The organism is Hymenobacter telluris, from assembly GCF_017313265.1.
GTDB lineage: Bacteria > Bacteroidota > Bacteroidia > Cytophagales > Hymenobacteraceae > Hymenobacter > Hymenobacter telluris.
In genome coordinates this window covers 404,279-430,230 of sequence record NZ_JAFLQZ010000002.1, presented here as the reverse complement: position 1 = coordinate 430,230, position 25,952 = coordinate 404,279, and the positions used below count along the sequence as shown (strand labels likewise).

Annotated in this window: 23 protein-coding genes and 1 tRNA gene; 11 read left to right on the top strand and 13 right to left on the bottom strand. The window is 58.5% G+C overall.

Annotated elements, in window-relative coordinates; genetic code table 11:
- Positions 1-10: 10 nt before the first annotated feature.
- Genes J0X19_RS04055 through J0X19_RS04045 form a run of 3 tightly spaced genes read right to left on the bottom strand, consistent with a single transcriptional unit; the run spans position 11 to position 1,978 of the window.
- Complete coding sequence (locus tag J0X19_RS04055; RefSeq protein ID WP_206981512.1) at positions 11-1,120, bottom strand: hypothetical protein; 1,110 nt, start codon at positions 1,118-1,120, stop codon at positions 11-13.
- 29 nt (positions 1,121-1,149) lie between these two features.
- Entirely contained in the window at positions 1,150-1,686 is a 537-nt protein-coding gene (locus J0X19_RS04050) for a GNAT family N-acetyltransferase (RefSeq protein WP_206981511.1), read from the bottom strand.
- 58 nt (positions 1,687-1,744) lie between these two features.
- Positions 1,745-1,978 (bottom strand): hypothetical protein, encoded by a 234-nt coding sequence (locus J0X19_RS04045; protein WP_206981510.1) that lies wholly within the window; start codon positions 1,976-1,978, stop codon positions 1,745-1,747.
- A gap of 159 nt (positions 1,979-2,137) precedes the next feature.
- On the opposite strand from J0X19_RS04045, the gene J0X19_RS04040 reads away from it, so the two are divergent.
- Positions 2,138-2,210 (top strand) — tRNA-Gly (locus tag J0X19_RS04040).
- Positions 2,211-2,616: 406 nt separating this feature from the next.
- On the opposite strand, the gene J0X19_RS04035 is transcribed toward J0X19_RS04040, so the two are convergent.
- Positions 2,617-3,198, bottom strand: a complete 582-nt coding sequence (locus J0X19_RS04035; RefSeq protein ID WP_206981509.1) for an RNA polymerase sigma-70 factor — start codon at positions 3,196-3,198, stop codon at positions 2,617-2,619.
- Positions 3,199-3,619: 421 nt separating this feature from the next.
- Here J0X19_RS04035 and J0X19_RS04030 point away from each other — a divergent pair, with 421 nt between their 5' ends.
- The 5 genes from J0X19_RS04030 to J0X19_RS04010 all read left to right on the top strand — a co-directional run bounded on the left by J0X19_RS04030 (position 3,620) and on the right by J0X19_RS04010 (position 9,658).
- Positions 3,620-3,979 (top strand): hypothetical protein, encoded by a 360-nt coding sequence (locus J0X19_RS04030; protein ID WP_206981506.1) that lies wholly within the window; start codon positions 3,620-3,622, stop codon positions 3,977-3,979.
- Positions 3,980-3,989: 10 nt separating this feature from the next.
- Positions 3,990-6,770, top strand: coding sequence for a rhamnogalacturonan lyase family protein (locus tag J0X19_RS04025; RefSeq protein ID WP_206981504.1), 2,781 nt, complete (start codon positions 3,990-3,992; stop codon positions 6,768-6,770).
- Between the two features lie 562 nt (positions 6,771-7,332).
- Complete coding sequence (locus J0X19_RS04020) at positions 7,333-8,097, top strand: oxygenase MpaB family protein (RefSeq protein ID WP_206981495.1); 765 nt, start codon at positions 7,333-7,335, stop codon at positions 8,095-8,097.
- 212 nt (positions 8,098-8,309) lie between these two features.
- Positions 8,310-8,885 carry a GDSL-type esterase/lipase family protein gene (locus J0X19_RS04015; protein WP_317194747.1) on the top strand — a complete coding sequence of 192 codons (576 nt, stop codon included), beginning with the start codon at positions 8,310-8,312 and terminating at the stop codon, positions 8,883-8,885.
- A gap of 44 nt (positions 8,886-8,929) precedes the next feature.
- Positions 8,930-9,658 carry an esterase family protein gene (locus J0X19_RS04010; RefSeq protein ID WP_206981491.1) on the top strand — a complete coding sequence of 243 codons (729 nt, stop codon included), beginning with the start codon at positions 8,930-8,932 and terminating at the stop codon, positions 9,656-9,658.
- A gap of 56 nt (positions 9,659-9,714) precedes the next feature.
- On the opposite strand, the gene J0X19_RS04005 is transcribed toward J0X19_RS04010, so the two are convergent.
- The 7 genes from J0X19_RS04005 to J0X19_RS03975 all read right to left on the bottom strand — a co-directional run bounded on the left by J0X19_RS04005 (position 9,715) and on the right by J0X19_RS03975 (position 16,196).
- Positions 9,715-10,101, bottom strand: coding sequence for a hypothetical protein (locus J0X19_RS04005; RefSeq protein WP_206981489.1), 387 nt, complete (start codon positions 10,099-10,101; stop codon positions 9,715-9,717).
- 53 nt (positions 10,102-10,154) lie between these two features.
- Positions 10,155-12,191: an excinuclease ABC subunit UvrB gene (uvrB, locus tag J0X19_RS04000; RefSeq protein WP_206981488.1), complete on the bottom strand. Its 2,037-nt coding sequence runs from the start codon at positions 12,189-12,191 to the stop codon at positions 10,155-10,157.
- 225 nt (positions 12,192-12,416) lie between these two features.
- Positions 12,417-13,010, bottom strand: coding sequence for a hypothetical protein (locus tag J0X19_RS03995; RefSeq protein ID WP_206981486.1), 594 nt, complete (start codon positions 13,008-13,010; stop codon positions 12,417-12,419).
- 47 nt (positions 13,011-13,057) lie between these two features.
- On the bottom strand, positions 13,058-13,414 hold the full coding sequence (locus J0X19_RS03990; protein ID WP_242581960.1) for a DUF6970 domain-containing protein: 357 nt from the start codon (positions 13,412-13,414) through the stop codon (positions 13,058-13,060).
- A 47-nt stretch (positions 13,415-13,461) separates the two neighbouring features.
- Complete coding sequence (locus J0X19_RS03985) at positions 13,462-13,842, bottom strand: DUF6970 domain-containing protein (protein ID WP_206981484.1); 381 nt, start codon at positions 13,840-13,842, stop codon at positions 13,462-13,464.
- 31 nt (positions 13,843-13,873) lie between these two features.
- Positions 13,874-15,517: a hypothetical protein gene (locus J0X19_RS03980; RefSeq protein ID WP_206981482.1), complete on the bottom strand. Its 1,644-nt coding sequence runs from the start codon at positions 15,515-15,517 to the stop codon at positions 13,874-13,876.
- Positions 15,498-16,196, bottom strand: coding sequence for an RNA polymerase sigma factor (locus tag J0X19_RS03975; protein ID WP_206981473.1), 699 nt, complete (start codon positions 16,194-16,196; stop codon positions 15,498-15,500). The genes J0X19_RS03980 and J0X19_RS03975 overlap by 20 nt, the downstream gene beginning before the upstream one ends.
- Before the next feature lie 385 nt (positions 16,197-16,581).
- Here J0X19_RS03975 and wrbA point away from each other — a divergent pair, with 385 nt between their 5' ends.
- On the top strand, positions 16,582-17,196 hold the full coding sequence (wrbA, locus tag J0X19_RS03970) for an NAD(P)H:quinone oxidoreductase (protein ID WP_206981471.1): 615 nt from the start codon (positions 16,582-16,584) through the stop codon (positions 17,194-17,196).
- A gap of 159 nt (positions 17,197-17,355) precedes the next feature.
- On the opposite strand, the gene J0X19_RS03965 is transcribed toward wrbA, so the two are convergent.
- Together J0X19_RS03965 and J0X19_RS03960 are read right to left on the bottom strand one after the other, a co-directional pair.
- The gene (locus J0X19_RS03965) at positions 17,356-18,090 is read right to left on the bottom strand and encodes a LytR/AlgR family response regulator transcription factor (RefSeq protein ID WP_206981469.1); all 735 of its coding nucleotides are present in this window, start codon (positions 18,088-18,090) and stop codon (positions 17,356-17,358) included.
- 99 nt (positions 18,091-18,189) lie between these two features.
- The gene (locus tag J0X19_RS03960; protein ID WP_206981467.1) at positions 18,190-19,359 is read right to left on the bottom strand and encodes a sensor histidine kinase; all 1,170 of its coding nucleotides are present in this window, start codon (positions 19,357-19,359) and stop codon (positions 18,190-18,192) included.
- A gap of 249 nt (positions 19,360-19,608) precedes the next feature.
- Here J0X19_RS03960 and J0X19_RS03955 point away from each other — a divergent pair, with 249 nt between their 5' ends.
- The 4 genes from J0X19_RS03955 (at position 19,609) to J0X19_RS03940 (ending at position 25,814) form a co-directional block, all read left to right on the top strand.
- Positions 19,609-20,796 (top strand): metallophosphoesterase, encoded by a 1,188-nt coding sequence (locus J0X19_RS03955; protein ID WP_206981465.1) that lies wholly within the window; start codon positions 19,609-19,611, stop codon positions 20,794-20,796.
- Positions 20,797-21,053: 257 nt separating this feature from the next.
- Entirely contained in the window at positions 21,054-21,986 is a 933-nt protein-coding gene (locus J0X19_RS03950) for an ABC transporter ATP-binding protein (protein ID WP_206981464.1), read from the top strand.
- Between the two features lie 27 nt (positions 21,987-22,013).
- Complete coding sequence (locus J0X19_RS03945) at positions 22,014-22,856, top strand: ABC transporter permease (RefSeq protein WP_206981455.1); 843 nt, start codon at positions 22,014-22,016, stop codon at positions 22,854-22,856.
- Between the two features lie 366 nt (positions 22,857-23,222).
- Positions 23,223-25,814, top strand: coding sequence for an outer membrane beta-barrel family protein (locus tag J0X19_RS03940; protein ID WP_206981453.1), 2,592 nt, complete (start codon positions 23,223-23,225; stop codon positions 25,812-25,814).
- The last annotated feature ends 138 nt before the right edge of the window (positions 25,815-25,952 follow it).

The window sequence follows — 25,952 nt, the reverse complement described above, 5'->3', positions numbered from 1 at the left end:
TAGCCAGCCGTTACTTCCGCCACTGCCGGATGGCCTCCACGTAGCCCGAAGCCGGCTGAGGCCAGGTCCACTTACCATCTGAATTCAGGCTGCCCGGCACCCGGAAGTTGGCATCAGCTTTCGGGAAAGTGCGGAGTGTACTACGCCGGACACCCAGAGCCGTGCGCAGCCGAGTGGTACTAGTTGCCATACTGAAGGACGTGTCGGCTGCGGCGTACAGCGCCAGCACCGGTATCCGCTGGCGGGCCAGCACCTGAAAAGGCTTCGCCTCTTCGCTGGAGGCTATAGGTACGTTTTCCAATACCACAAATGCCGCCGCGGGCTTCGGCAACGTGGCTGCGGGCGCTACTGCCGCCGCAATACTGCCGCTCACCCATAGCCCAATGCGCGTAGTATCGGTGGTGGGGGCCCGGCGTAGCGCCAGCAGCACGGCAGCGGCCGTCCGGAGCGTGGCAGAATCAGGAAAAGCAGTTGGCGCCACCGTAACCACTGTGGTTACAAAGCCTTGGTCAGTTAATTGAACTGCGCGGGCAGTGGCAGTTCCTTGGTGAGTGGCATCGGTAAACAATGCTACGGCACTATGCTGGCTGATCGTGTCGTTTGGCACTAGCAAAGTAAGGGCCGGGGCGCCTAGCCGGGGCTGCGCGGCGAGTTGCTTCTGTTGGTAGGCACGGGCTTCGGGTTGCCCGCGCCGCACCCACACAAAGTCGGCCCGCACACTGTCCAGGGTAAATACGCCGCGCAGAAAGTCGCCTTCCTGCACGGCTGTAATATCAATGCCACCTGTTGGCAGCCCTTCGTCGAAACGCAGTTGGGGTTCCGTATAAATTAAGTTGGCGGCGGAGAAGTCCAGGTCGGGTACGTCTGGGAAGTGCACATCGGCTTCTAATTGGCCAGGGCGGGCTTCGCGCAAATCCAATATTGTCCGCAGTTCTGTGCCCTGGTAGCTAACCTGGCCTTCATAATGCCCAGTGGGCAATGCTGCCGGCACCTTCTTTTCCGCATCGAGCGCACAGGCGGTCAGCAGCCACGCGCAGGCCGGCCACCACGCCGCCCGACGGCACCACAACGACATCCAGACGGGGTTGGTATTTCTCACGCAGACAACAGAGTAAGGCATAAAGGTAAAGCAGAAGCGTAACTTCACTTTTATAGGCCCTTACGCATGATCAGGTCGTTTTGCTTATCCGAGCCCAATGAAAACTCGTGCTGCCCGATTACCTTAAAGCCAAAACGCTGATAAAAAGCAATGGCCCGCTGGTTCTTTTCCCACACTCCCAGCACCACCGAGCGGCAGGCTTGCTGCCGCGCTTCCTCGATAATGCGCCGCATCAGCGACGCCCCTAAGCCCGTCCCGACCCAATCTTCGCGCACGTACAGCCGCGCAATTTCCATTCGCACATCAGGTTTCTTGCCAGGTTCCACGCCCAATGTTGAATTAAAATTCAGCTTGGCGTACCCCACTAGCTCCTGCTGCATACGAGCCAGCAGAAACACGGTGTCTTTATCTTCTAATTCGGCTAGCTGCTTTTCTTCAGAGAAAGTAGCCGCCAAGTAAGCCGCCATATCTTCCGGGCTGTTATCGGCGGCAAAAGTATCTTGAAAGGTTTGGCGCCCCAGGGCAGCCAGTTGCGCGGCCGTGGCCGCGTTGCGGCGGGCAACAGAAATAACAAGTGGTGACGACATAGAGGCCAAAGTTACGCAAGCCCGGAAATCCGGCGGCCACCACTTCCGGGTCGGCCAGCTACACTCTGCTTCGCCGGGCCATGCTCCATCCTAGCCGCAATAACAACACTCCACCCACCAGCAACAACAGGCTAACGACTAGCTCCCGATTGAGCAGCGCGGCAATACCTGCCTGTTGATAAGCATAATACGTAACATAGATACGCAGTATCAGTGCTACTAGCAGCATAAAGCCAGCCAGCATGTTCAAGCGCCCTACCAAACGGCGCGTAACAGGAGGAAGCGGAGCCATAGAAACCGAATTGGTGAATAAAGCATACGGAGTACAAATCCCGTTGGGTTGAAACCCACAAACGGCCTGTTGAATTCCCGTTGGGTACTCGCAGCCTCTTCAAAACCAGTATAGGTTGTAATTTGATTTTCAGCGCGTACTTTTGTTTCACCAAACCCCGCGAGAGTAGCTCAGTTGGTAGAGCATCAGCTTCCCAAGCTGAGGGTCGCGAGTTCGAGCCTCGTTTCTCGCTCAGAATGAAGACGCCATTTAGCAGCAATGTTAAGTGGCGTTTTTATTTTGAAATCCTACAAGCCAATACGTGCGGTATAGCGCAATAGCTGAAGCAGTTTAGGCACTCAATTCGACTGCTAGCTTGGAGGCGGCATTATCGAAATCAGCGCGGCATTCCGCGTTATGTAATACGTTTTGGGTTGACGCCGTGGCACTTCTATAATGCTTGCAGATGATTAAGTAAGGCGCAGTAGGGCTGCTCAGGTGTGCTACAAAAAGTATGCATCTGCTTGATAAGCCGAGGTGAAGGCTCTTATCAAAATACCATCATTCCTGTCTTTTTTCTGAGCCGCGCAGCGGTGAGAGTCGTACTATCGGTTTTTGCACCGCAATGCGGCTATTCCGCCTAAGCTTACTTGGCTTGGCTACTGTAACACCAGCAGCAGGAGCGTCACGGTAGCGCCGTGTGCTTGAAAACAGGTGCGCAGGAACTTGAGCGACTGAGTTATTTGGGCCTCTACGGTTTTAATAGAAATGTTCAATTTCTGCGCAATCGTGGCGTTCGACAAGCCTTCTTGCCGGCTCATTGAAAATATTTCCCGCCGTTTGGTGGGTAGCTGGGCAACTGCGTGCGTGTAGCACAGGGTAAGCTCCTGGTATTCCAACTCAGCAGTTGGCGGCTCCTGCTCCACGGTAAGGTGCGGGGGATAATCCTGGTACACCCAATTGTGCTGGCGCCGCACCTGATTCAGGATGGCGTGGTAAGCAGAGGTATAGAGGTAACCCTTAATAGCGGCGGCATCAGAACTTACCTCGCGGCGCTTCTCCCAGAATTTCAGGAAGCACTCCTGCACAATTTCCTGGGCCTCAGCGCGTGAATGCAAATGAGTGTACGCCAAGCGGTATATCCCTGGCGCGTGTAGCTGAAACAAATGCTTGAACAACTGGCAACTGTCCGGCTGGCGAGCAGAAGCGGATTTCTCTAAAGCATTGCTAGTAAGCTTCATGGCAGTAATGCAAGAGGTAGAGGGGAGCTCGACAATTAGCAGACTTTCAAGTGGTTGAAAATCATCTTGCACCTAATGTACTGGCCCCTTCTTGTCCTTACATTCCTGTACTCTCATGGCTGGTTGCCCTCTAAAATCAGCGGATAGTAATTACTTACTTTTCAGGATTCAGGAAAAATCCTAAGCCTTGCTTCAGCGGCCTTATCAGTTAATGTTCGCACTGGTTTTTAGCGTGCAGGCCTGATGCTTAAGGTGCCCTGAATCAAGTAGCATCACTTATATCTTATCATACAACCAACTAACAATCAATACAATATCGAAAAGACCTACTTCTTAACAAGAAAAAGTTTCGACCTGCACTAAGGGTAATGGCAACGTCAAGTGTCGTTTAGAATAGAAGGGGTTCATGCCTTCGCTCCTCATGGCCAACCTTGTGACTTTCGAGGCTTATCTGCGCTACGTACGGAGGCAGTCTTCGCCAACCGAAGCTTATGCCGTACGCGCCTGGCTAACTCAGCTGACCCATGCTGGCTTAGCCATAAGCTGGATGCAGCAGTACGCGCAATTGTTGGCGCAGGAAGCCGATCCTACCGGCTTGCTGGTCGATTTGGACGCCATGCAAGGCAAACTGCTCGCTCAGCTTAAGCTGGCACCAACCCCGGTGACTTTACGGCGCAAGGCCAGTCGTGTAGCACGCTTGGTTCACTTCTTCTATTCCTGTTTCCACTGCCAAGAATTCCTGGGCCTGCGGGCCTTTTTCCACCGCCTTCACTGGCAATAACCCCACCGTTATGAAGAAAACTTTTTACCAATCCTTGTCGGGCTGCCAGGCCTACCTCCGACGCCGCTTCGGATCTGGGGCCAGCAAGCTGGCGGCGGCAGGCCTGCTGGCGGCCTCGTTGGGCGCTCCGGCTGCCACGCTGGCCCAAAACACTACCCCATCGGTACGCCAAATGGAAACGCTGGGCCGTGGCGTGGTAGCCGTGGACCAGGGCAACGGCAAGGTGTTCGTGAGCTGGCGGCTGCTGGCTACTGATGCCCCCAACGTGGGTTTCGACCTGTACCGCAAATCGGCGGGCGGCACGGCTACCAAGCTCAACCCCACGCCCCTTACGGCCAGCACCAACTTCGTGGATGAAAGCCCCGATGCTACGCCCGGCACCAGCTACTATGTAACGCCCGTGCAGAATGGCGTACCGGTATCCAATGGAGGGGCCGCGCCGGAAGCAGCCACGGTATGGCCGCAGCAGTACATGCGCCTGCCTTTGCAGCGGCCCGCGGCCGGCGTTACCCCGGTTGGCGGCGCGTACACCTACAGCCCCGGCGACTGTTCGGTGGGCGACTTAGATGGCGACGGTCAGTACGAAATCATTGTAAAGTGGGACCCATCCAACCAGCAAGACAACTCCCTGTCGGGCTACACTGGCAACGTGTACCTGGATGCGTACAAGCTGGACGGCACCCGCCTGTGGCGCATTGATTTGGGCCGCAACATCCGGGCTGGCGCGCACTACACGCAGTTCATGGTGTTCGACCTCGACGGGGACGGTAAGGCCGAGGTAGCCTGCAAAACGGCCGATGCCACGGTGGATGGGACCGGCCAGGTGCTGGGTGATGCCAACGCCGACCACCGCAACACGGGCGGCTACATCCTGCGTGGCCCCGAGTACCTGACGGTGTTCAACGGTATGACCGGTGCTGCTTACCCGAGCGTGCGTTACCTGCCGCAGCGCCACCCCGACCCCGCCATTGGCGACAATCCGACCCCGGCTCAGCTTAACGCCATCTGGGGCGACAACTACGGCAACCGCGTGGACCGGTTCTTGGCGGCGGTGGCATATCTGGATGGTGTGCACCCCAGCTTGGTGATGTGCCGCGGCTACTACACCCGCACGGTGCTGGTGGCCTGGGACTTCAAGAACGGGCAACTCACCCAGCGCTGGATTTTCGATAGCGACGACCCCAATACGCCCGCTTACCGGGCTTTCCGCGGCCAAGGCAACCACAACCTGAGCGTGGCCGACGTGGACGATGATGGCAAAGACGAAATTGTGTACGGCTCCTGCGCCATCGACGACGACGGCAAAGGCATGTACTCGACGGGCCGTGGCCACGGCGACGCCATGCACGTATCCGACTTCGACCCGGCCCGCCCCGGCCTGGAGGTTTTCTCGGTACACGAAACCCAAAGCCAGTACGGCTCGGCTCCCAACGACTTCCGCGACGCGCGCACCGGCACCCTGATCTGGGGTGCGCCCGGTCCCAACCAAGGCGACGTTGGGCGCGGCATGACCATGGACCTCGACCCGCGCACGTTGGGCTCGGAATCGTGGAGCAGCCGCGGTGGCTTGTACGCTGCCAATGGCACCCAGATTTCCACTGCCCGACCCAGCCACATCAATTTTGCGGTGTGGTGGGATGGCGACCTGCTGCGCGAATCGTTGGATAACGTTACCATCAGCAAGTGGGACTGGCAGAACAGCCGCCTCAACACCATGCTGAGCGTAGCAGGCCTGAATGGCGCATCCAACAACGGCACCAAAGCCACGCCTAACCTCAGCGCCGACCTGTTTGGCGACTGGCGCGAAGAAGTTATCTGGCGCAATACCAACAACGAAGAGCTGATGATCTTCACGACCACCATTCCTACGCAGTACCGCATGAACACGCTTATGCACGACTCGCACTACCGCATGAGCATTGCCTGGCAGAACGTGTCGTACAACCAGCCGCCTCACACCGGCTTCTACCTCGGCGACGGCATGAAACTAGACACCGCGCCGCCTACCATCCTGGCCGCCGGTTTCCTAACGGCACTGGAAGCTGACGGCACCCGCACTATTGAGGCCGCCGACGTGGATTATGGTAGCTACGACGTAGGCAGCGGCATTGCCTCCATGAGCATCAGCCCCAGCAAATTCACTTGCGCCAACATCGGGCCCAACAACGTAACCATCACCGTAACCGACAGCACCGGCAACGTAGCCACTGAAACCGTAACGGTACTGATAGTGGATAATACGGCGCCCACCGTGCGGGCTGCGGGCTTTGCCGTGACGCTGGCCAACGGCACGCGTACCATCGAAGCCGCCGACATCGACTACGGCAGCACCGACAACTGCGGTATTGTTTCGATGACGATTAGCCCCCGCACCTTCACGTGCGCCAACGTGGGCGCCAATGCCGTAACCCTGCGCTGCGTAGATGGATCGGGCAACGTAACCACCCAAACCGTGACGGTAAACGTGCTGGCCGATGGTACCTGCACCAATGCCAGCACCGCCAGCAGCAAGACGAAAGGCGCCTTCGGGGAGCCGCAGCTGAATGCTTACCCGAACCCGGTATCCGAGCAAACCACTGTATCGTTCCAGCCTACCCAGGCCGGCACGGCGCAGGTGAAAGTGTACAACCAGCTGGGGGTACTGGTAGCTACGCTCTACAACGGCACCGTAGAGGCCAGCCGCCTCTACCAAGTTTCGCTGGACGCTGGCTCGTGGGCGAATGGCGTGTATACCTGCCAGCTCATCACCAATGGCAAAGTGGTAACCAAGCGCCTGCTCATCAACCACTAAAGCTGGCTTGAAGCCCTGAGGCACTTTGCAGTAGCAACCGCCACAGAGCTATTACCACAAAAAGAGGCAGCCAATCGGCTGCCTCTTTTTGTTTCAGGTCAAGTGCTGAAGCGTGTAAAGTGCTTTATCAATTCATCATCCTAGGGAGTGCACACAGTAAGCAAAAGGAACGTCAGGCTGAGCTGGCCGAAGCATCTCCACTGGGCAAGTAATCAATTCAACGAAGCGGGAGATATTTCGCTAAGAAGCTGTTTAAGTTAAGTAGGAACGTGTAGAGATGCATACTTGCGTCTTGTCGTATGCGTCTCTACACCTCATGTCGTTCAACGATGAGACGCAAGTATGCGTCTCTACACCGCCGTGGCGACCTTTTCGGCTAACTTAAACAGCTTCTAAGCTCCTAGGGCTCCTTTTTTGCCGCCTGGTACTTCCTCGCCTTATTTGAAGAGGGGCCGGGGGAGTGGCGCCCTACCAGCACGAAAGCACAGAACAACACATTTTATACTTTGTAATTCAAAGTACTTTTAGCACTTTTGTATTCGTTCTAGTGTTTTCAAGCTCTATGGAATATTTTGTGGCCCAAAGGTCGGTGGTACGGGAAATCTGGGGCAAGGCCGATACGGTACTGTTCATCTTTGCCGGCGCCGCCGCCGAGTTTGCGTTGAACAAGGCCGTTGACTGGCTGTACTTCACTGGCAAGCTCCCCGCCGACCCCTTGGCGCGGCTTTTCTCCACCGTGGATTACGCCCGCCAGATTGTGTTTGCTGAGCGCGTTGCCGCCGAGCGGGCCATTGATACCATTGCCGCCATTCATGGGGCCGTGGAAGCCAAGCGCGGCATGGCCATTCCGGCCTGGGCCTACCGCGACGTGCTGTTTCTGTTGATTGACTACTCCATCCGGGCGTTTGAAGCCTTGGAGCGGCCGCTTAGTCTCCCCGAGAAAGAGGAAGTGTTTCAGGTGTTTTGCCAGGTAGGTCAGCGAATGGGCGTGCCCGATTTGCCTGCCTCGCACGCCGCTTGGCTGGTAGTGCGCCAGCAGCACCTCGACCAAAACCTAATCCATAGCCACTACACCACCGACCTGTACCGCCAGTATCGGCGGCACTTGGGGGCCTTGCGCTACAGCTTGCTGCTCCAGGCGCAGCGCTTGGTGGTACCGGCCCCCGTTCGGAAGCTGCTGAAGCTGGGGCACCGCACCTGGCTGCCACTGCTACTCCCGTTCTACCGCCGCACCCAGCACCTGGCCGTGAACAAGTGGGCCAAAATAGGGCTGCTGCCTACCGAGTACAAAGACCGGATTCTGGCCCTCGACTATCAGCCGTCGTGACCTAGCCAAAAGCCCGGCAATTCCTAACATTACCGTAAACGCCGGGCCGCTCTTTCCACCGACCTTTGCTTGCCGTGCCCGTTGTGGCGGGAATTCTAAGCCGCTGGCAACTACCTTGAGGCTGAATCCTATTCGCTCACGCGCCCGGCGCTTTCTATTGGCAAGCAATGCAGTGGTATCAGGAGGAAATTAGGCAGCTGGAAGCTCGGGAAGTGACTGATACCACCCTACCCAAGGTGGTGTTTTATGGCAGTTCCAGCTTCACGCTTTGGCGAGAACTAGAACGCAGCTTCCCCCAAATTCAGGCCATCAACCTGGGCTTCGGGGGCTCTACTTTGGCGGCTTGCGCGTGGTTTTTCAAGCGGGTAGTGCCCCGGCATCGGCCCGCTATGGTGGTGCTCTATGCCGGCGACAACGACCTGGGCGACGGCCGCACGCCCGAAGAGGTGGTGCTTTTCTACGAAAACCTGGTAGCCGCTATCCGCAGCAGCCTGGGCAACATTCCGGTGTGCTTCATTTCCATCAAGCTAAGCGTAGCGCGGCTGCACCTGCGCGGCAGCATCGAGTACGCCAACGACTGCATCAACCGGCTGGTAACCCACCAAGGCCCGCCCCTCTCCTTCCTCGACCTGTATTACCCGATGCTCGATGAGCGAGGCAACCCGCAGCCCGCACTGTTCGAGCCCGATGGCCTGCACCTGTCAGCCCAAGGCTATGCCTTATGGCAACAGGAAATCAGCATCCACCTGAAGCACATTCTTCGCCCTCATTCCTACCCCCACCAGTAGCACAGTGCCGCCTGTTTTTTTAGTGCCAACTGAAAGATTTGCTGATGCGCCGCGAATACTACGCCTGGGATAGTGCCGCCCTGAATAGACGGATGGAGCTGCTGGTTTTCGGGGAAACCGGAGCCCGCGTCCTGTTCTTCCCCACCCGCAAAGCCCGGTTCTACGACTACGAGAACTGGGGCGTGATGCAGGCCCTGCAACCCAAAATTGAAGCCGGACTGCTGCAAGTGTACTGCGTGGATAGTGTCGATGCCGAAAGCCTGTATGCCTTCGACAAGCTCCCGGCCGAGCGAATCTGCCGCCACTTGCAGTACCAGCACTACATTCTGGAGGAGGTATTGCCGCTGAGTGCAGCCACCAATCCCAACCCGTTTCTGATTGCGGCGGGTTGTAGCATGGGCGCCTACCATGCCATCAACCTCTCGTTCCGGCACCCCAATTTGTTTGGCAAAGTAGTGGGCATGAGCGGCCGCTACGACCTCACCCAGGGCATGGCCACTTTCCAGGATTTATTTCAGGGCTACATCGACGAAAACGTGTACCTGAACACGCCCAACCGCTTCATCCCTAACCTCGCCGACGACTTTTACCTCACCCAGCTGCGGCGCCTGGAAATCACGCTGGCCATTGGCATGGAAGATGCTTTTCTGCAAGACAACCTATTCCTGAGCGAGCAGCTGGGCAGTAAGGACATCACGCATCAGCTGTACGTCTGGGAAAAGGAAGCACACAACCCAGCCGCCTGGCGCCGCATGGTAGATTTGTACTTATGAATATGAATCAGTGCTTTCGCCCAACTTTTTGAAAAGCCACTTGTGCACATCATAAATTACCTTTTATCGACAGTCACCCTAAAAATAAAGCGCTTATCCACACTATTCCGTTGTTTATCAACTTGCAGCAGAATTAGGTCGCGTGAATCCTTATTACTAGGATTTCTATTCGTGATAAGGAAGTGCTTCGATTTCAAAGCGCCACCCAAGCTGATACCTTCGATTTCAACCAAGCTGTCCTTAGTCTGATATGTTCCTTCCTGAGGATTAGAGGCTATGCCAGAAAGCCATTCGCAGCTTTTATCCTGCCGGAATGTTAGCACTGCCGCACCAGGCCCTGAATCAAAAGCGGCTACTAAAATAGCTGGACTGTTGTTCGGCTTAGCCGAACAGCTGAACAGAACAACAGGCAGCATATATACCAGCAGCTTTTTCAGGAGCATTTTGGTCCGGGTGTATAGTAAACCAAAGCAGCCGTCATGCTGAGCTGACGCATTTAGTCGCGTTTGGTTTTGAGCACTTGCTTGAGAGCGGCCAGCTCGTCACGGAGCTTGGCAGCGGTGAGGAAGTCGAGGTCCTTGGCGGCGGCTTCCATCTGCTTTTCGGTTTGCTTGATGAGCTTTTCCAAATCCACTTTGCTCATCATGGCTACCACCGGCTCGGCGGCAATGGCCAAGGCCATATCCGTGTCGGGGCCGACGTAGGCTTGTGGCTCGGCAATGCGGTAGTCGGACAGGGAGGTTTGCTCCATAATGGCCTCGCGCGACTTGCGCACGGTGCGCGGCGTGATGCCGTGCTCCTGGTTGTAGGCCAGCTGGGTGGCGCGGCGGCGGTTGGTTTCGTCGATGGCGCGTTGCATGGAGCCCGTCATCCGGTCGGCGTACATAATCACCTTGCCCCGGTCGTTACGGGCGGCGCGGCCCATCGTCTGAATCAAGCTGCGCTGGTCGCGCAGGAACCCTTCCTTGTCGGCATCCAGAATGGCCACCAAACTCACTTCCGGCAAATCCAGGCCCTCACGCAGCAGGTTCACGCCAATCAGCACATCGATTTCGCCGAGGCGCAGCTGCCGCAGAATCTCCACCCGGTCCAGGGTTTTCACGTCGGAGTGCACGTAGCTGGATTTGATGCCCAGGCGCTCCATGTACTTCTGAAGCTCTTCGGCCATACGCTTGGTAAGCGTGGTTACCAGTACCCGGTCGCCTTGCTTCACGCGGTTGTCCACTTCGTCCAGCAAGTCGTCAATCTGATTCACACTAGGCCGAATGTCAATTTCCGGGTCCAGCAAGCCGGTGGGCCGGATAATCTGCTCTACTACCACGCCGTTGGCTTGGGTTAGCTCATAGTCGGCGGGCGTTGCCGATACGAACACGGCTTGGTGGTACATGCTTTCGAACTCGTTGAACGTGAGCGGGCGGTTATCCAGGGCCGAGGGCAGCCGGAAGCCGTACTCAATCAGGGCCGTTTTGCGGCTTCGGTCGCCGCCCCACATGGCCCGGATTTGGGGCATAGTGGCGTGGCTTTCGTCCACTACCAGCAGGTAGTCTTCGGGGAAGTAATCGAGCAGGCAGAACGGGCGGGTGCCGGGGTTGCGGCCGTCGAAATAGCGCGAGTAGTTCTCGATGCCCGAGCAGTAGCCCAACTCCCGAATCATTTCCAGGTCGAACTCGGTGCGCTCCATGATGCGCTTGGCTTCGGCGTCGCGCCCCTCCTTCTCGAAGTAGGCGTGCTGCTGCACCATGTCGAACTGGATTTCCTTGATGGCCTGGTTGAGGGTGTCCTTGCCGGTCACGAACAGCTGAGCCGGATACAGCGTCACCGATTTTTCGTCGGCCAGCTTTTTGCCGCTCACCGGGTCAATCTTATGAATGGCCTCGATTTCGTCGCCGAAGAAGAAAATACGATACGCATAGTCGGCATAGGCCGGGAAGATGTCCACGGTGTCGCCCTTCACCCGGAATGAGCCGCGGGTGAACTCCATTTCGGTGCGCGAGTACAGAATCTGCACGAACTGGTAGAGCAGATTATTGCGCGAATACCGCAGGCCGGGGGCCAGGTAAATCACGTTTTTGCTGAACTCCTCGGGGTTGCCGATACCGTAAATGCACGACACCGAGGCAATAACAATTACGTCGCGGCGGCCGCTGAGCAGCGTGGAGGTAGTATGCAGCCGCAGCTTCTCGATTTCCTGGTTGATGGCCAAGTCTTTCTCGATGAACACGTCGGTGCTGGCAATGTAGGCCTCGGGCTGGTAGTAGTCGTAGTAGCTGATGTAGTACTCGACGGCGTTGTTGGGGAAGAACTGCTTGAACTCGCCGTAGAGCTGTGCGGCCAGGGTTTTGTTGTGGCAGAGCACCAAGGCCGGCTTGCCGGTTTCGGCAATAACGTTGGCCATGGTGAAGGTTTTGCCGGTACCCGTAGCCCCGAGTAGCACCTGGGCTGGCTCACCATTGTTCACGCCTTCCACCAGCTGCTTAATGGCGGTGGGCTGGTCGCCGGTAGGTTTAAATTCCGAGGTAAGCTGATAGTTCATGTGCGGTAGAGTAGCTGCCTGACCGGGTAAACAAAAAGGTCAGCCTTTGATAACTGCATTAGCAAAGTGGAGGTTTCCTGGCAAACAAAAAAACCTCTCCGGCAAGAGAGGTTTTTGAAACGACACGACACTGGCAGCGAAACTGTTATTCTGATATAGGAGGAATCTGAGTGAAATCAGCAGGCGACTTCACTCAGATTCCTCCTGTGTCGGAATGACACTACTTTAGCCACCGGGCTGGATGCGGACAATCTTGTTCAGCTCCACCCACTTCACCAGCGGATTCGGTTGCAGCTGGCTCACCCAATACTTCTCGCTGCACAGCGGCACGTTCAGGTGGCACGACTTTACCATGGTGGGCTGCTCCTGCAATTGCAGGCGTTGCACGGTGGCGGCCCAGTCCTGCTGGTTGGCCACGGTCATGTCCAGCAGGCGCGGAATAACGGTGAGGGCGTGCGTCTGGTAGTGCAGGTACACATTGCCATCTTTCACGGCTTTCCAGGCCCCGGAGTTGATGTAGGGCTTGCGGTTCAGCTCCCGCACCACATAATCAATGCTGTCGGCGGGCAGGCTGGAAATATACAGCGGCCCCATCACCGATTTGACGATGAGGCTGTTGCTATTGAACAGTTGAAACGTCTGCGGCAAGGTGCTGGCTTCGCGCATACCCACCAATACGTCCCCGGCCACGTAGGTACCGTCGGAACAGTCCTGCCAACAAATCTGCGGCTCTGGCTCTGGCTCAACGTCTGCCTTCTGGCAAGAAGCTACCCCTACTATCATCCAGAGTGCTGCGAGAGAAAGTAGCGTTTTCATCATCAAAAAGGAATTAAGGTAAACAGGTGTATTCTGTTTTCAATAAAGTATTACCGAGGGTCGAGCCAGATGAGCCGCTCATTGGCGGCTTTGGCTGCGAAGTCGGGGCACTTGCCGTCGCCGCGGCCCGTGATACCACCGCTGGGCGCACAAATGGGGTTCAGGCATTCGTCGTACACCGAATTGAACTGGTCACAGCAGTCGGCGGAAATGGTGTACACGGTGCGGCCTTCGTACTGGTACTCGTAGATGCGGGCGGCGGGGTTCTGCTTGGGCTTGCGTTGCAGTTCCTCGATTTTCGCCTGGATGAGGCCCGAACACCGCTCCGGACCTACGTCGGCGTCTTCCTTGCACTGCACCAACCCGAGCATCACCCAGCAGGTCAAAAGAAAAAGTAGCGTTTTCATAGTTCGTACAAATCAGGGCGGATACTAGCAACTACTATAGCTGCTCTTTAGCGTGGGTCACGCCAGACCAAAACCGGGTTGGTGGCGTTGGTCTGAAAGCCAGGGCAGCGGCCGTCGCCCTGGCCGTTGGGGCCACCCGTGGCCGCACAGAGTATGTTGCCGCAGGTATCGAACAGGTAGTTGAGCGTGGTGCCCGCCGCGCCGGCTGTGCTGCCCCCTGTTACGAGGTACACCGTTTGGCCTTGGTAGGTGTACTGCGTGATTTCGGCAACTGGGTTCTGCTTGGGCTGAGCCAGGAGTTGGGCAATGAGCGTATCCGTAAAATTGCTGATGCAGGCGGGGCTTACGTCATCGTCGGCTACGGAGCTACACGCCGTAACGAACAGTGAGGAGAGCCCAACGATCAAGCAGGTAAAAATTCGAAGCATACACTAGAAAAAGGCAAGAAACTGTCATTCATTATGGCATGGAGGCAGCGGGTTTCGCGCTACCAAAATCCACGCTAGCCTCGATGCCAATGCTGTACGGGCGGGCCTGGTTGAGGGCGCGCTGACTGGGATTGGCATTGAGCGTGGTCAGGCCGACTTCGGTGGTAGTACCCAACGCCAAGCTCCAGCTAGCCGCCGCAGGCTGATAGCGCACCCCGGCGCCACCCCGCACCGAGGTTTGCACCTGCCGATACGGCGAATCGGAAGAGGTGAGGGAGTACAGCCGGGTAGCCTCGGGAGAGCCTTCCAACTCCGAGCGAGTGCCGAGCAGCAACCCGACGGCTGCCCCCACTTTGGCGTAGAGCGAAGTACCCGGCTTAGCGGAGCCATAGCGAATTTCCACTGGCACGGCCATAGTCCGGTAGCGGTACGAGGTTTTGCGGGCAGGTGCTGGGGCTACTGCCGCCAGCAACGGACTGAAGCCGTTGCTATTACCACGGTTGACAAACAAATCGGCAACCTGGCGGCTCACTTGGCGGCCATCAATAAAGCCGTAGCTGGTGGCGGAAGTAGCGTGCTGCTCGGCGGCTTCCACGCCGGAAACCAGCGTCCAGTGCTTGTTGAGGGCGTACGCGGCCGTAACGGCTACGCGCTGGCTGAGGCTGGCCTTCAGGTTGCGGCGGTATTCGGTTTCGGCGTCGTCCTGGTAGTAGTTGCGCAGGGCGTTGGTTACGGCATCAGCCTGCACGCGGCCGTCGCTGTGCGAGAAATTGATGTTGGGGTTGTAAGCCGCGGCGGCGTAGCTAGCGCCTAGGCGCAACCGGCGCCACTGCTTGGCGGGCGGTTGGGTTTCATCTTTAACGGCGGCCAGGGCACCCGGCTGCGGCACGGCCAGCAACGAGGCCTTGAGCGTATCGGGGCGGGCACCCAGCCAGCCGCCACGCAGGTTGGCAAAGCGCGGTGCCAGCCCGTTCCAGCCCAGCAGGCCCGCATTGCTTTCGGTGGCATAGCCAATGCCCAATTGAGCCGCCAGGCTGGCAGACGAGTTCGAGTAGCGGCTGGCGGCGAATACCGATTCGGCGGCTCCATCCTCGTTTTGATAAGCGCGCACCACACGCGACTGGTTGCGGCGGCTGGCGCCTGCCGTAGCTTGGCTGGCAGCAGCTACCTGGGCGGCATAGGCTCCGTATGTGGTGGTTGCGGCTGAGCGGGCGGCATCAGTAGCGGCGTATTCCCCCTCTGAGGCCAGCAGTCCGCTGTTGGTGTCTGCCGAAGTGCTGCCAGCAGATAGGCGGCTTTCGGCGCCAGAAAGAGCATCGGCGTTGGGAGCTGCTGTGGTGGCACCGGATTGGCCGTTGGCTGCTATACCGGTGCGGACATCCGTAGTGCTGGCACTGCGGCCGGCCAGGCCAGAGGTGGTATCCTGCCATTTGTGCAGGATGGCCCAGCCGCTTGCGCTGAAGAACAGCAACAGGCAGGCCGCGGCCACCCAGCGGTGCCAGGCCAGCTTGCGCCGGTAGGTATTGTTTTGCTCAACAAGCAGCTCGTGGTCGAGTTGCTCCCAGAGACCGGCACGCGGCGTCACTTCGGCTTCTGCAAACTTCTGCCGAAACAGATGCTCCAGGTCGCCGGTAGGCCGTGGGTCGGGAGTAGGATTAGGTGCGGAAGTGGCCATGCTTGGATTGTGCGTCGAGACGCTCGATTTTCGACTTCAAAATTGCCCGTGCCCGGGAGTACTGTGATTTACTGGTGCCTTCGGAGATGCCCAGCATCTCCCCAATTTCTTTGTGGCCGTAGCCTTCGATGGCGAACAGGTTGAACACCATCCGGTAGCGCGGGGCCAGCTCTTGCACAATAGCCAGCAGATCCTCGAAACCGTAATTCGCCAGCGTAAATTCCTCGCCGGCAAGCTCTTCCGGGTATTCGCCCTCGCTTACGGCTACCAGCGGCGCATTGCGGCGGTGCTGGCGCAAGGCGGCGTTTACCATAATACGACGGATCCAAAACTCCAGCGGACATTCGCGGCGGAAGCTGCCTAAGTTACGGAACACGGTGATAAAGCCTTCCTGCAACACGTCTTCGGCCTCGAAGGTGGTTTGGGCGTAGCGCAGGCACACAGCCATCATCCGGCCCGAGAACCGCTCGTATAAATACTTCTGCATCAGCCGGCTGCCGGCTAAGCAACCATCAATTAGTTCGGCCTCGCTTAGCTGGGAAGGCGGCGTGAGTTGGCGCACGGTAGGAACAGGCGAAGTGAAAGCCTCAGTCGACGATGACGACGATGCAGACGCACCGGCTAGCAGCCCCCGCAACCCGTTGGAGGGCCGCAGTGCCAAAGACGAAAGCGCACTCATTGCGCCACCCGGCTTCCGAAGCCGGTACCGTGTGCGCCCTCAAACCGAATATCCGGTTGGGGTGCTGCGCGTTGAACGTATATAAGTTGCATAGGCCGCAAGCTAACTAAACAAAATACCAGCGCCGGCCTCCTATAAAGCCGGCTACAACTACTAGAGCCCGCACCTGCCGGCTACGGTTGCATGCGGTAGTGGCACGGCGCCACTTTTTTATTGCGGGTGGTTGGTACAAGCTTTTCAGCCTAGAGAATATTTATTTTACGAAATATATTTGCCATAAAATGTACCTACATATGTTTGCATCGTATAACCGCTCAATATGATTAGCTTGGCTGCGTTTCCAACAGGCAGTTGATTTCCTTTCTCTCATCTAACCCTCCCTTTCATGAAGACCCTAATCCTTTTTTACTCCACCTACGGCCACGTGTACAAGCTGGCAGAAGCCATTGCCGAAGGCGCCCGCGAAGTGGAAGGCAACGAAGTGGTGATTAAGCGCGTGCCCGAAACGCTGCCCCAGGAGGTACTCGACAAAACCGGCGCAACCGGTGCGCAGAAGGCCTTCGAGCACATTCCGGTGGCTAACCCCGACGAGCTGGTGGAGTACGACAACATTGTGTTTGGCACGCCTACGCGCTACGGCAACCTGTGCGGCCAGATGCAGGCTTTCATGGACAGCACCGGCGGACTATGGGCCAAAGGCGCCTTGGTAGGCAAAGTAGGCAGCGCCTTCGTGAGCACCGCCACCCAGCACGGCGGCCAGGAAACCACGCTCCGCGCGTTCCATACCGAGTTGCTGCACCACGGCTTCGTGATTGTAGGGTTGCCCTACGCTTGGCAGGGCCAGATGGGCCACGAGGAAGTAACGGGTGGCACGCCCTACGGTGCCAGCACCGTGGCCGGTGGCCAGGGTGAGCGGCAGCCAAGTGCCAACGAATTGGAAGGTGCCCGTTACCAGGGCCGCCATACCTCCGAAATTGCCAAGAAGCTAGCAGTTAAATAATTTCATTTAATTTAGCACTTGGATTACAAATAATAGCACTGTTCCCGCACACCATTGCAACCTGTACCCAGCCACTTCTTGCAAAAGGAGTGGCTGGTGTTATTTTACCCTACTCGTTTGCTGGCGCCGGTAGCACAGCAGCACAAGGCTTTGGCACTGTTAGAGCTGCTGCCAAGTCCGAATGAGGGCGGCAAACGACTCGCGGTAGGTGTCGCCGATGGGCAGCAGGCGGCCGGCCACCTGCACTTTGCCCCGCTCCACGTGCTCGATGCGGCTCATAGATACCAGAAAGGATTTGTGGATGCGCGCAAACCGCTCGGGCGGCAGCACCTCTTCCACCCTGCGGAACGACTGCAACGTGAGCACCTTACCGGTAGTGGTGTAAATCATGAGGTACTCTTTCATGCCCTCGATGTAGAGAATGTCGTCGAAGGCGACGCGCTGCAAGCGGTGCTCGTTCTTCACGAACATGGCGTCGGGTGTGGTTGGGTACACCTCCGCAACCGGGGGCGCAGCAGGAACAGCAGGAGTAGCAGCCGGCGCCAGCTGTTGCCGGACCTTCTGCACGGCCTGCACGAACCGCTCGAAAGCTACCGGCTTCAGCAGGTAATCAGTGGCGTTTAGCTCGTAGCTGCGCACGGCGTACTGGTCGTAGGCGGTGGTGAAGATGATGCGCGGGCCGGGCTGCGGTAGTAGCTGCGCCAGCTGCAAGCCCGTGAGGCGCGGCATGTGAATATCGAGGAATACTACATCCACGGGGTTGTCTTGCAGGAAAGCCAAGCCCACCAGCGCCTCATCAAACTGGCCCAGCAGCTTCAAACCGGGCACCTGCGCGCAATAGTCGGCCAATAAATCCAGGGCCAGCGGCTCATCGTCGAGAATAACGCACGTCATAGATATATTTTAAGGGTAGGAGGGTCATGAAGGTAGGAGGATATGAAGGCATGGAGGTAATAGACTTTCAAGCACATTAACTCCTACCCCCTCACCCTCCTACCCTAAAATCAGCGTAACCAAGTGCTGGCCGGGGGGAGTTTGCACTTCCAGGGTATGGCGGCCGGGGTAGAGCAGCGCCAGGCGGCGGCGCAAGTTCACGAGGCCGACGCCACCGGGCTGATTAGGCAGTTCCCGCTCGGCATCGGCGGCAGCAACGTGGTTGAGCACCGAAAACCGTAGCTGGCCATCGGCCGCTAAATCCAGCGTGATGTGCACGGCCACGGGGCGGGCGGCCAAGTCGCCGTGCTTGAAGGCGTTTTCCACTAGTGGCAGCAGCAGCAGCGGCGCAATGGGGTAGGCACAGTCGGCGGGCGCGCCCGTTACGGTTAGCTGAATGGCCTCCTGGGCCGTGGCCGACAACCGGAGGCGCTGCAAGTCCAGGAAGCTGCGCAGGTGGGCTAGCTCGCGGCTGAGCGGCACGGTGTCGGTGCTGCTTTCGTAGAGCAGGTAGCGCATAATTTCCGAGAGGCGCAGCACGGCTTCCGGAGCCTTGTCGGATTTGCGGCTGGTGAGGGAGTAGATGTTGTTGAGCGTGTTGAACAGAAAGTGTGGGTTGATCTGGGTTTTCAGCATGGCCAGCTCGATAAGCAGCTGCTGACGCTCCATTTCGCGGCGGTTGCGCTGCCCCCGCAGGTAGTCGCCGGTGATGCGTAGCGCCGAGCTAAGGAAAATAGCCATTAAGCCCATCACGCCATAAGGCACTAGCATGCTGAGGGCCCGTTGCTTATCGTGCACGTCTTCGGCCGCGCCTTTTACCATCCAGGACACCCCAAACCGCAACGGGATATAGGCCAGTACCAAGAGCAACACCCCCGCCACGTAGGGCCATAGCCGGCCGCGGCTCAAAGTGCGCGGAATCAGCACCATCCAATTGGTATAGAACAGGATGGCCGACAGCACATCTGTAAAGACGGCGCGCAGCAGCAGGTACTCTAAGGGCTGTTGGTTTTTAGGGTTAGTGTAATCGAAAAAGATAATCAGACCATCAAAGAACAGCAGCAGGCCCCAAAATAGCCCATGCACCCACATAGGCACCGCGGCTTCTTCGGAGCGAGGCCACCAGTCGAGGCGCCGTACGGTTTGCAGCCGGTGCTTCCAACCTCTTGCCGGATCAGCCGCTGCTTCCTTATTAGTGCCCCCAACGGCTAGTACAGACGATACTTCCATGCCTGAAAATACAGCATTTGCTATCCGTTGGGGTCTAGTTTTCAATGAACCTGGTTGTGTGCGCCGCCAACGGTCTGCACCGGGCCGCTAACGGGTGGCGCATAGTGCAAAGGTTCCGCCACCGGCTTTCAACCGGCTGAAAGGTCTGTTGCGGGGGCCAACTCAGGGGTTGGTTGAATGACACAAGGCGGATTTTGCGGAAGCCGACAGTTTGCTGCTCGTTTCTTTCCACTTTATGCACTACAGCCTATGCTTCTGCGTACCCTCAAACGCGTTTTACTCGCTACCACCAGTCTGCTTTTGCTGGCGGGCGCCTACCTGGCCTGGAACATCTGGGCCGGAGAATTGCGCCTGAAAACACCCTATGGCTCCCTAGAGCATAACTACCGCGGCGCCGACACCTCTCGCCTGACTTCCGATGGCCCCTATCTGAGTTACCGCAATGGCTACGTGATAGACCAGCACATCCGGCAGCAGGATACCTCGTTGGTAGTTAGCAACGACAGTGTACCGACCCAGCAACGGCTGTGCCGGCGGTTCCGCTGCACCGTAGCCGCCACCCACGACACGTTTTCCTTCCAGTTGCAACCGCGCCTGACTGTGCCTCCTACGCGCTACGCCATGCCCACGCGCCTACTGGCCGTTTCGGATATAGAAGGTGATTTCCCGGCGTTTCGGGCGCTGCTGCGCGGGGCGGGCGTGGTAGATACGGCCTTGCAGTGGCAGTTTGGCACCGGCCATTTAGTGCTGGTCGGCGACTTTTTCGACCGGGGGCTGTACGTTACAGAGTGCCTGTGGCTGATTTACAAGCTGGAGCAAGAAGCAGCGCAGGCGGGCGGGCAGGTGCACTATCTCCTGGGCAACCACGAAGACATGAACCTGCGCGGCGACCAAGACGATGTGCGCTACAAATACAAAGCCGTGGCCCAGGCTCTACGCACCCCACTACCCCAGCTCTACGGCCCCGACACCGAGCTGGGCCGCTGGCTGCGCACCAAAAACGTGGTAGAGCAGCTAGGCACCACCCTATTGCTGCACGGCGGCATTAGCCCGGCCGTGGCGCGGGCAGGGCTGTCGTTGGAAACCATCAACCAAACCGTCCGGCGCCACTTAGGCGAAAACCGCTTATCCACCCTGCAACAAGGCGGCACGGTGGAGCTGTTGTTTGGGCGAGAGGGGCCGATGTGGTACCGGGGGCTGGTGCAGCAACAAATAACGGCACCCGAATTGACCGGCATTCTGCGCCAGTTTCAGGCAACGCGCCTAGTGCTGGGCCACACTTTGGTTGACCGGATTACCCCGCTGTACCAAGGCCGTGTGCTGGCTATTGATTTGCCACATGCCGAGCAGTTTCGGCAGGGCTACGTTGCGGGCCTGTGGCTGGAAAATGGGCGCGGCTACGAAATCAATCAGCGGGGGCAGAAACGCGCATTATGAGTGGGTACAGTAGTCCAGGTTGTGGATTGCCGCAGGATATTACTTCAACCAACCCGGCTTTTCCACCACCGAGCACGCCCATTTGCGCCGCCAACAGACCTGCGGTTGCCATCTGGCCGCTAGGACCGATAAGCAGGGCGGTTCAACGGTGAAAACCGGGCTTTGCCACCGCAGTTGGGCAGGTTGGTTGAATAGCGCTCCGCCGATATAGCCGGCTCCCTTACGTTTGCTTCCGTCTTCTTTCTCCCACTATCGTTATGTCAACCACTCCTCTACTCGAAACCCGCAGTCTCTCCTTCCGCTTCGGGAAGCGCCCCATCCTGCACGATGTGAACTTGCTCGTAGAGCCAGGCAGCATCTATGGTTTCCTGGGGCCGAACGGAGCCGGCAAAAGCACTACCATGCGGCTGTTGCTGGGGCTGTTGCGCCCGGCGGCGGGTTCGGTGCATTTGTTCGGGCACAACTTAGCCCAGCACCGGGTGGCTTTGCTGAACCGGGTGGGCGCACTCATCGAAAACCCTTCGCTTTACGACCACCTCACGGGCCGCGAAAACGTGGAAGCCACCCGCCGCCTGCGCGGCGTAGCCGCCAGCCGCACCGCCGAGGTGCTGGCGCTGGTCGGCCTCTCTGATAACGCCCACCGGCCAGCCCGCGAATACTCGCTGGGCATGCGGCAGCGGCTGGGCCTGGCCATTGCTTTGCTCTCCGACCCCGACCTGCTGCTGCTCGACGAACCCACCAACGGCCTCGACCCCAACGGCATTATTGAAATGCGGGAACTGCTGCGCGAGTTGCGTGAGCAGCACGGCAAAACCATTGTGGTCAGCAGCCACCTCATCGGCGAAATCGAGAAGGTGGCTACCCACGTCGGCGTGATTCAGTTGGGCAGTTTGGTGTTTCAGGGCAGCTTGCGGGAGTTGCAGCAGCTGCAAACCGGCCGGGCGCGGCTGGTGCTGGAAACCGCCAGCGCCGACACCTGCCGCAACCTGCTGCCGCGCCTGCTTACCGATGCCGTGGCAACCGCGCCCGGCACGCTCTGGCTGCAGTGGGTATCCAACCAGCACACCGCCGAAGTAGCCGCCGCCCTGGTAGCCGCGGGCCAGCCGCTCTACGGCCTGCGCCTGGAGCAGCCCAGCCTGGAGGATACCTTCCTGCACCTCACCGAGGCCAAGCCCGAGCTGGTGAAATAATCCCCCTTACCCTTTCTATCCTGAATTATGGAATCCACGCTGACTTCTGACACTTTCCTGACGCTGCCGGCTGCTCCGGCCCCGTTCACTCAGCTCCGGCGCACCCTGGCCGCCGACGTGCTGAAGCTGCGCCGCACCGCCGCCTTACGGCTCACGCTGGTTAGTGGGGCGCTGCCGGTCCTGCTCACGTTCTGCATCTTCTTTTTCAAAGGCTACATTATTTTGAAAGCGGGTGGTACGCCGTGGCCGCGCTTTATCAGCACGGCCTGGCAAACGGCGGGCACCTTGTTGCTGCCGCTCTTTGTGGTGCTGCTGACCAGCCTGGTCGTGCACATCGAAACCAAGGCTACCGCCTGGAAACACCTGTATGCCCAACCGGTCGGGCGCGGCGCTGTATTTGGCTCGAAGCTGCTACTTATCCTGGTTCTGAATGCGGTGGCGCTGCTGCTTTTTGCCGGCTTGGTGCTGGGCGCCGGAGTGCTACTGGGCGTGCTGAAGCCCAAGCTCGGATTCCAAACCTATTCTATTCCGCTGCCAGCCGTGGCCTGGATGCTGCTCCGGACTTACGTGGCTACGCTGGGTCTGCTGGCGGTGCAGTACATCGTGAGCTTGTATTGGCGCTCCTTTGTGGTGCCGGTGGGCGTGGGCATGGGGGCCGTGGTATCGGTTATTGCGCTGATGCAATGGGAACACGCCAACAAGATTCCGTACGCGGCCCCGTTTTTCACGGCGGTTTCCATGAAGATGGGCAAAGGCAGCCTGGAAGTGGCGCACGCACTGGCCAAGCACGAGTGGTACAGCCTGGGTTGGTTTGCGGGTGTGCTCGTGGTGGGTTACTTACTGCTGTACCGGCGCAACGTCACCAACTAATTTACAGGTTTTCGCCCTTGGCTTGTAACGATTACCGCACTCAAGCAGTAACCGGCCAGCTTCAGGCTGCAACATTGCGCGAGGCGGCCGTGTCCTTAGTCGTTTTCAAAACATCTAGTAATGTCTATTTAATAGGTATACGGTCGTGCGACCGGGCTTTTCACCGCCGTAGCGCACAGTTTACCTGCTCCACCCTGTTCGCCCCGCCTCTGCCCCGGCTACCCCACCCAATGCCGGCACGGAGCGCCCAACCAAGTTGCACCTGACTTTTCCAGTCAGCGTCTGTAATGCGCTTGGCACTTGGCCGATTACTCGCCTGCTGACAGCGCCTTTCCTTCTCCCGCCTTCTCTATTTCTTTTCTTTCGATGAGCAGATTATTACTTACCTCGCTAGGCCTTGCCGGCTTACTGACTGGCTCTCTTACCACGGCTACTGCGCAAACCGCACCACCAGCGGGTAGCGTACCCGCCGGCACTCGGCCAGCGGCTGCCCCCGGTGCGGCTCCCGCGGCACCGCGGCTGGCGCTGCCCGCTGCTCCCAAAGGGGCTGGCCGCCTAACGGGCACGGTACTGGATGCCGCCACCAAAAAGCCGGTGCAGTTTGCCACGGTGGCGCTGCTGCCCGCCGCCAGTGACACGCCTATTGATGGCACCGCCTGCGACGAGCGGGGTAAATTCGTGCTGAAAGGGCTGGCTGCCGGCTCCTACCGGGTGCAAATCAGCTTCCTGGGCTACGGCACCCGCACCGAAACCGTCACCATCACCGACGGCTCCACCGACCTGGGCAACGTCACGCTCACTTCCACGGCGCAAAAGCTGGGCGAAGTGACCGTAACCGGGGAGCGGGACGTCATCGAAACCAAGCCCGACCGGATTGTTTATAACGCCGAGAAGGACATCACCAACTCGGGTGGTACGGCGGCCGATGTGCTGCGCAAAGTGCCGCTGGTGAACGTGGACCCCGACGGCAACGTGGAGCTGCGCGGTACCTCCAACGTGCGGGTGCTCATCAACAACAAGCCCTCGGGCATTGTGGCCAGCTCGGTGGCCGATGCCATGAAGCAGATTCCGGCCGACCAGATTAAGAGCGTGGAGGTGATTACCACACCCTCGGCCAAGTACGACGCCGAAGGCACGGGCGGCATCATCAACATCATTCTGAAGAAGAACAACCTGGAAGGCGTGAACGGCAGCGTGGGGCTGGCTGGTGGCACGCGCAGCTCCAACGGCAACGCCTCGCTCAACTACCGCAAGGGCAAGGTGGGCATCAACAGTTCGGCGAGCGGCTTTGCATTCTATAGCCCCAACCGCAACGACCTGACCCGCTCCCTGAAGAACCCCGACGGCACCGAAACGCTGGCCCTACAGCAGGATGGCGACGGCAACACGCTGGGCGGCGGCGGCTTTGGGCGGCTGGGCCTCGACTACGACCCGGCCCAATACCACAACCTCACGCTGGGCATCCAGGGCAGCTTGTTCCGCAACTCCGGCGACTACCAGCAGTTCAACGACGTGCTGTTTCCGGCCGTAGCCGCCAACCAGTTTACGCGCGCCACCGACCGGAAATTCCGGACCCAGAGCTACGATTTGAGTGGCTCCTACACCCGCACGTTCGAGCAGAAACGGCGTGAGTGGAGCGTGCTGGCCCAGCACACCCGCAACCGCAACGTGCAGGATTACGCCCTCAACCAGTACGCCGGCCGCGACGAATCGGGAGCGGTGCAGTACCGGGAGCAGAGCAACAACTTGGCCCGTAACCTGGAAACCACCATCCAGACCGACTACGCCCACCCGTTTTCGGAAACCGCCTTGCTGGAAACTGGTGCCAAAGCCATTCTGCGCCGCGTGAGCAGCGACTATGATGTGTACGACCAGCTGCCGCTGAACTTCAACCCGGCCCGCTCCAACCTCTTCGATTACAACCAGGATGTAGTATCGGCGTACGGCACCTACGGGTTTTCGGCTAGTAAGAAGCTGAGCTTTAAGCTGGGGGCGCGGGTGGAAAACACGCGCGTTCGGGGCAACTTCGAGCCGCGGCAGAGCGACAACTCGGGCGTGAAGCAGGACTATACCAACGTGCTGCCCAACCTGAGTATGAGCTTCCAGCCGAACAACCCCAAAAAGCCCGGCCAAACGTTGCGCCTGGCGTACTCGAAACGGATTCAGCGGCCCCAGATTTTCTACCTCAACCCGTTCCGCAACACCTCCGACACACTCAACGTCAGCTACGGCAACCCCGATTTGGAGCGCGAACTGACCGACAGCTACGAGCTGAACTACACCACCTTCGTCAAAGGCTCGGTGCTGAACATGTCGGCGTACGTGCGGCGCACCGGCAACGCCATTGAGAGCGTGCGCTTCATCCAGGATGGCATCAACAACCAGACTTTTGCCAATATCGGGCGCAACGCCACCTACGGCATTAGCTTGTTTGGTTCGGTGAAGCCGGTGCCGAAGTGGGATTTGAGCAGCAACGTGAACGTGTACTACGTATCATTGAAAAGCCCGGCCCTGAGCTTCGGCGACGGCGCGGTAAACACGGCGGCCTACTCCAACGGCGGCGTGATGTACAATGTGAATGTGAACACCAGCTACAAATTCGAGAAGGGCCTGAGCTTGCAGGGCTTCGGCGGCCTGAACTCGCCCCGCATCCAGCTCCAGGGCAAGCAAGCAGCCTGGACGTTCTACTCGATAGGCTTGCGCAAAAACCTGCTCAAAGACAAGGCCGACCTGACCCTCAACGCCGACAACTTCCTGAGTGCCACCCGCAACCTGAACACTATTCTCGACACCGAGCAGTTCCGGCAGGAAAGCAACAACTACATTTACCAACGGGGCGTACGGTTGGCTTTCGGCTACCGCTTCGGCAAAGTGTCGGCCCAGCCCCAGAAGCGCCGCCGCAGTATCCAGAACGACGACACCAAGCAGGGCGAGAGCAGCGGCCAAGGCCAGCAATAAGCGAGCTAGTGAGTTGGTGAAACAGTGAGTTTGACGTTGTAACGGCTGCACGCCTCCCAGTGCAGCTCACAACTCGGATTGAAAAAGGTCAGCCATCCTGCGTAGGGTGGCTGACCTTTTTCATTGATTGGTTATGCC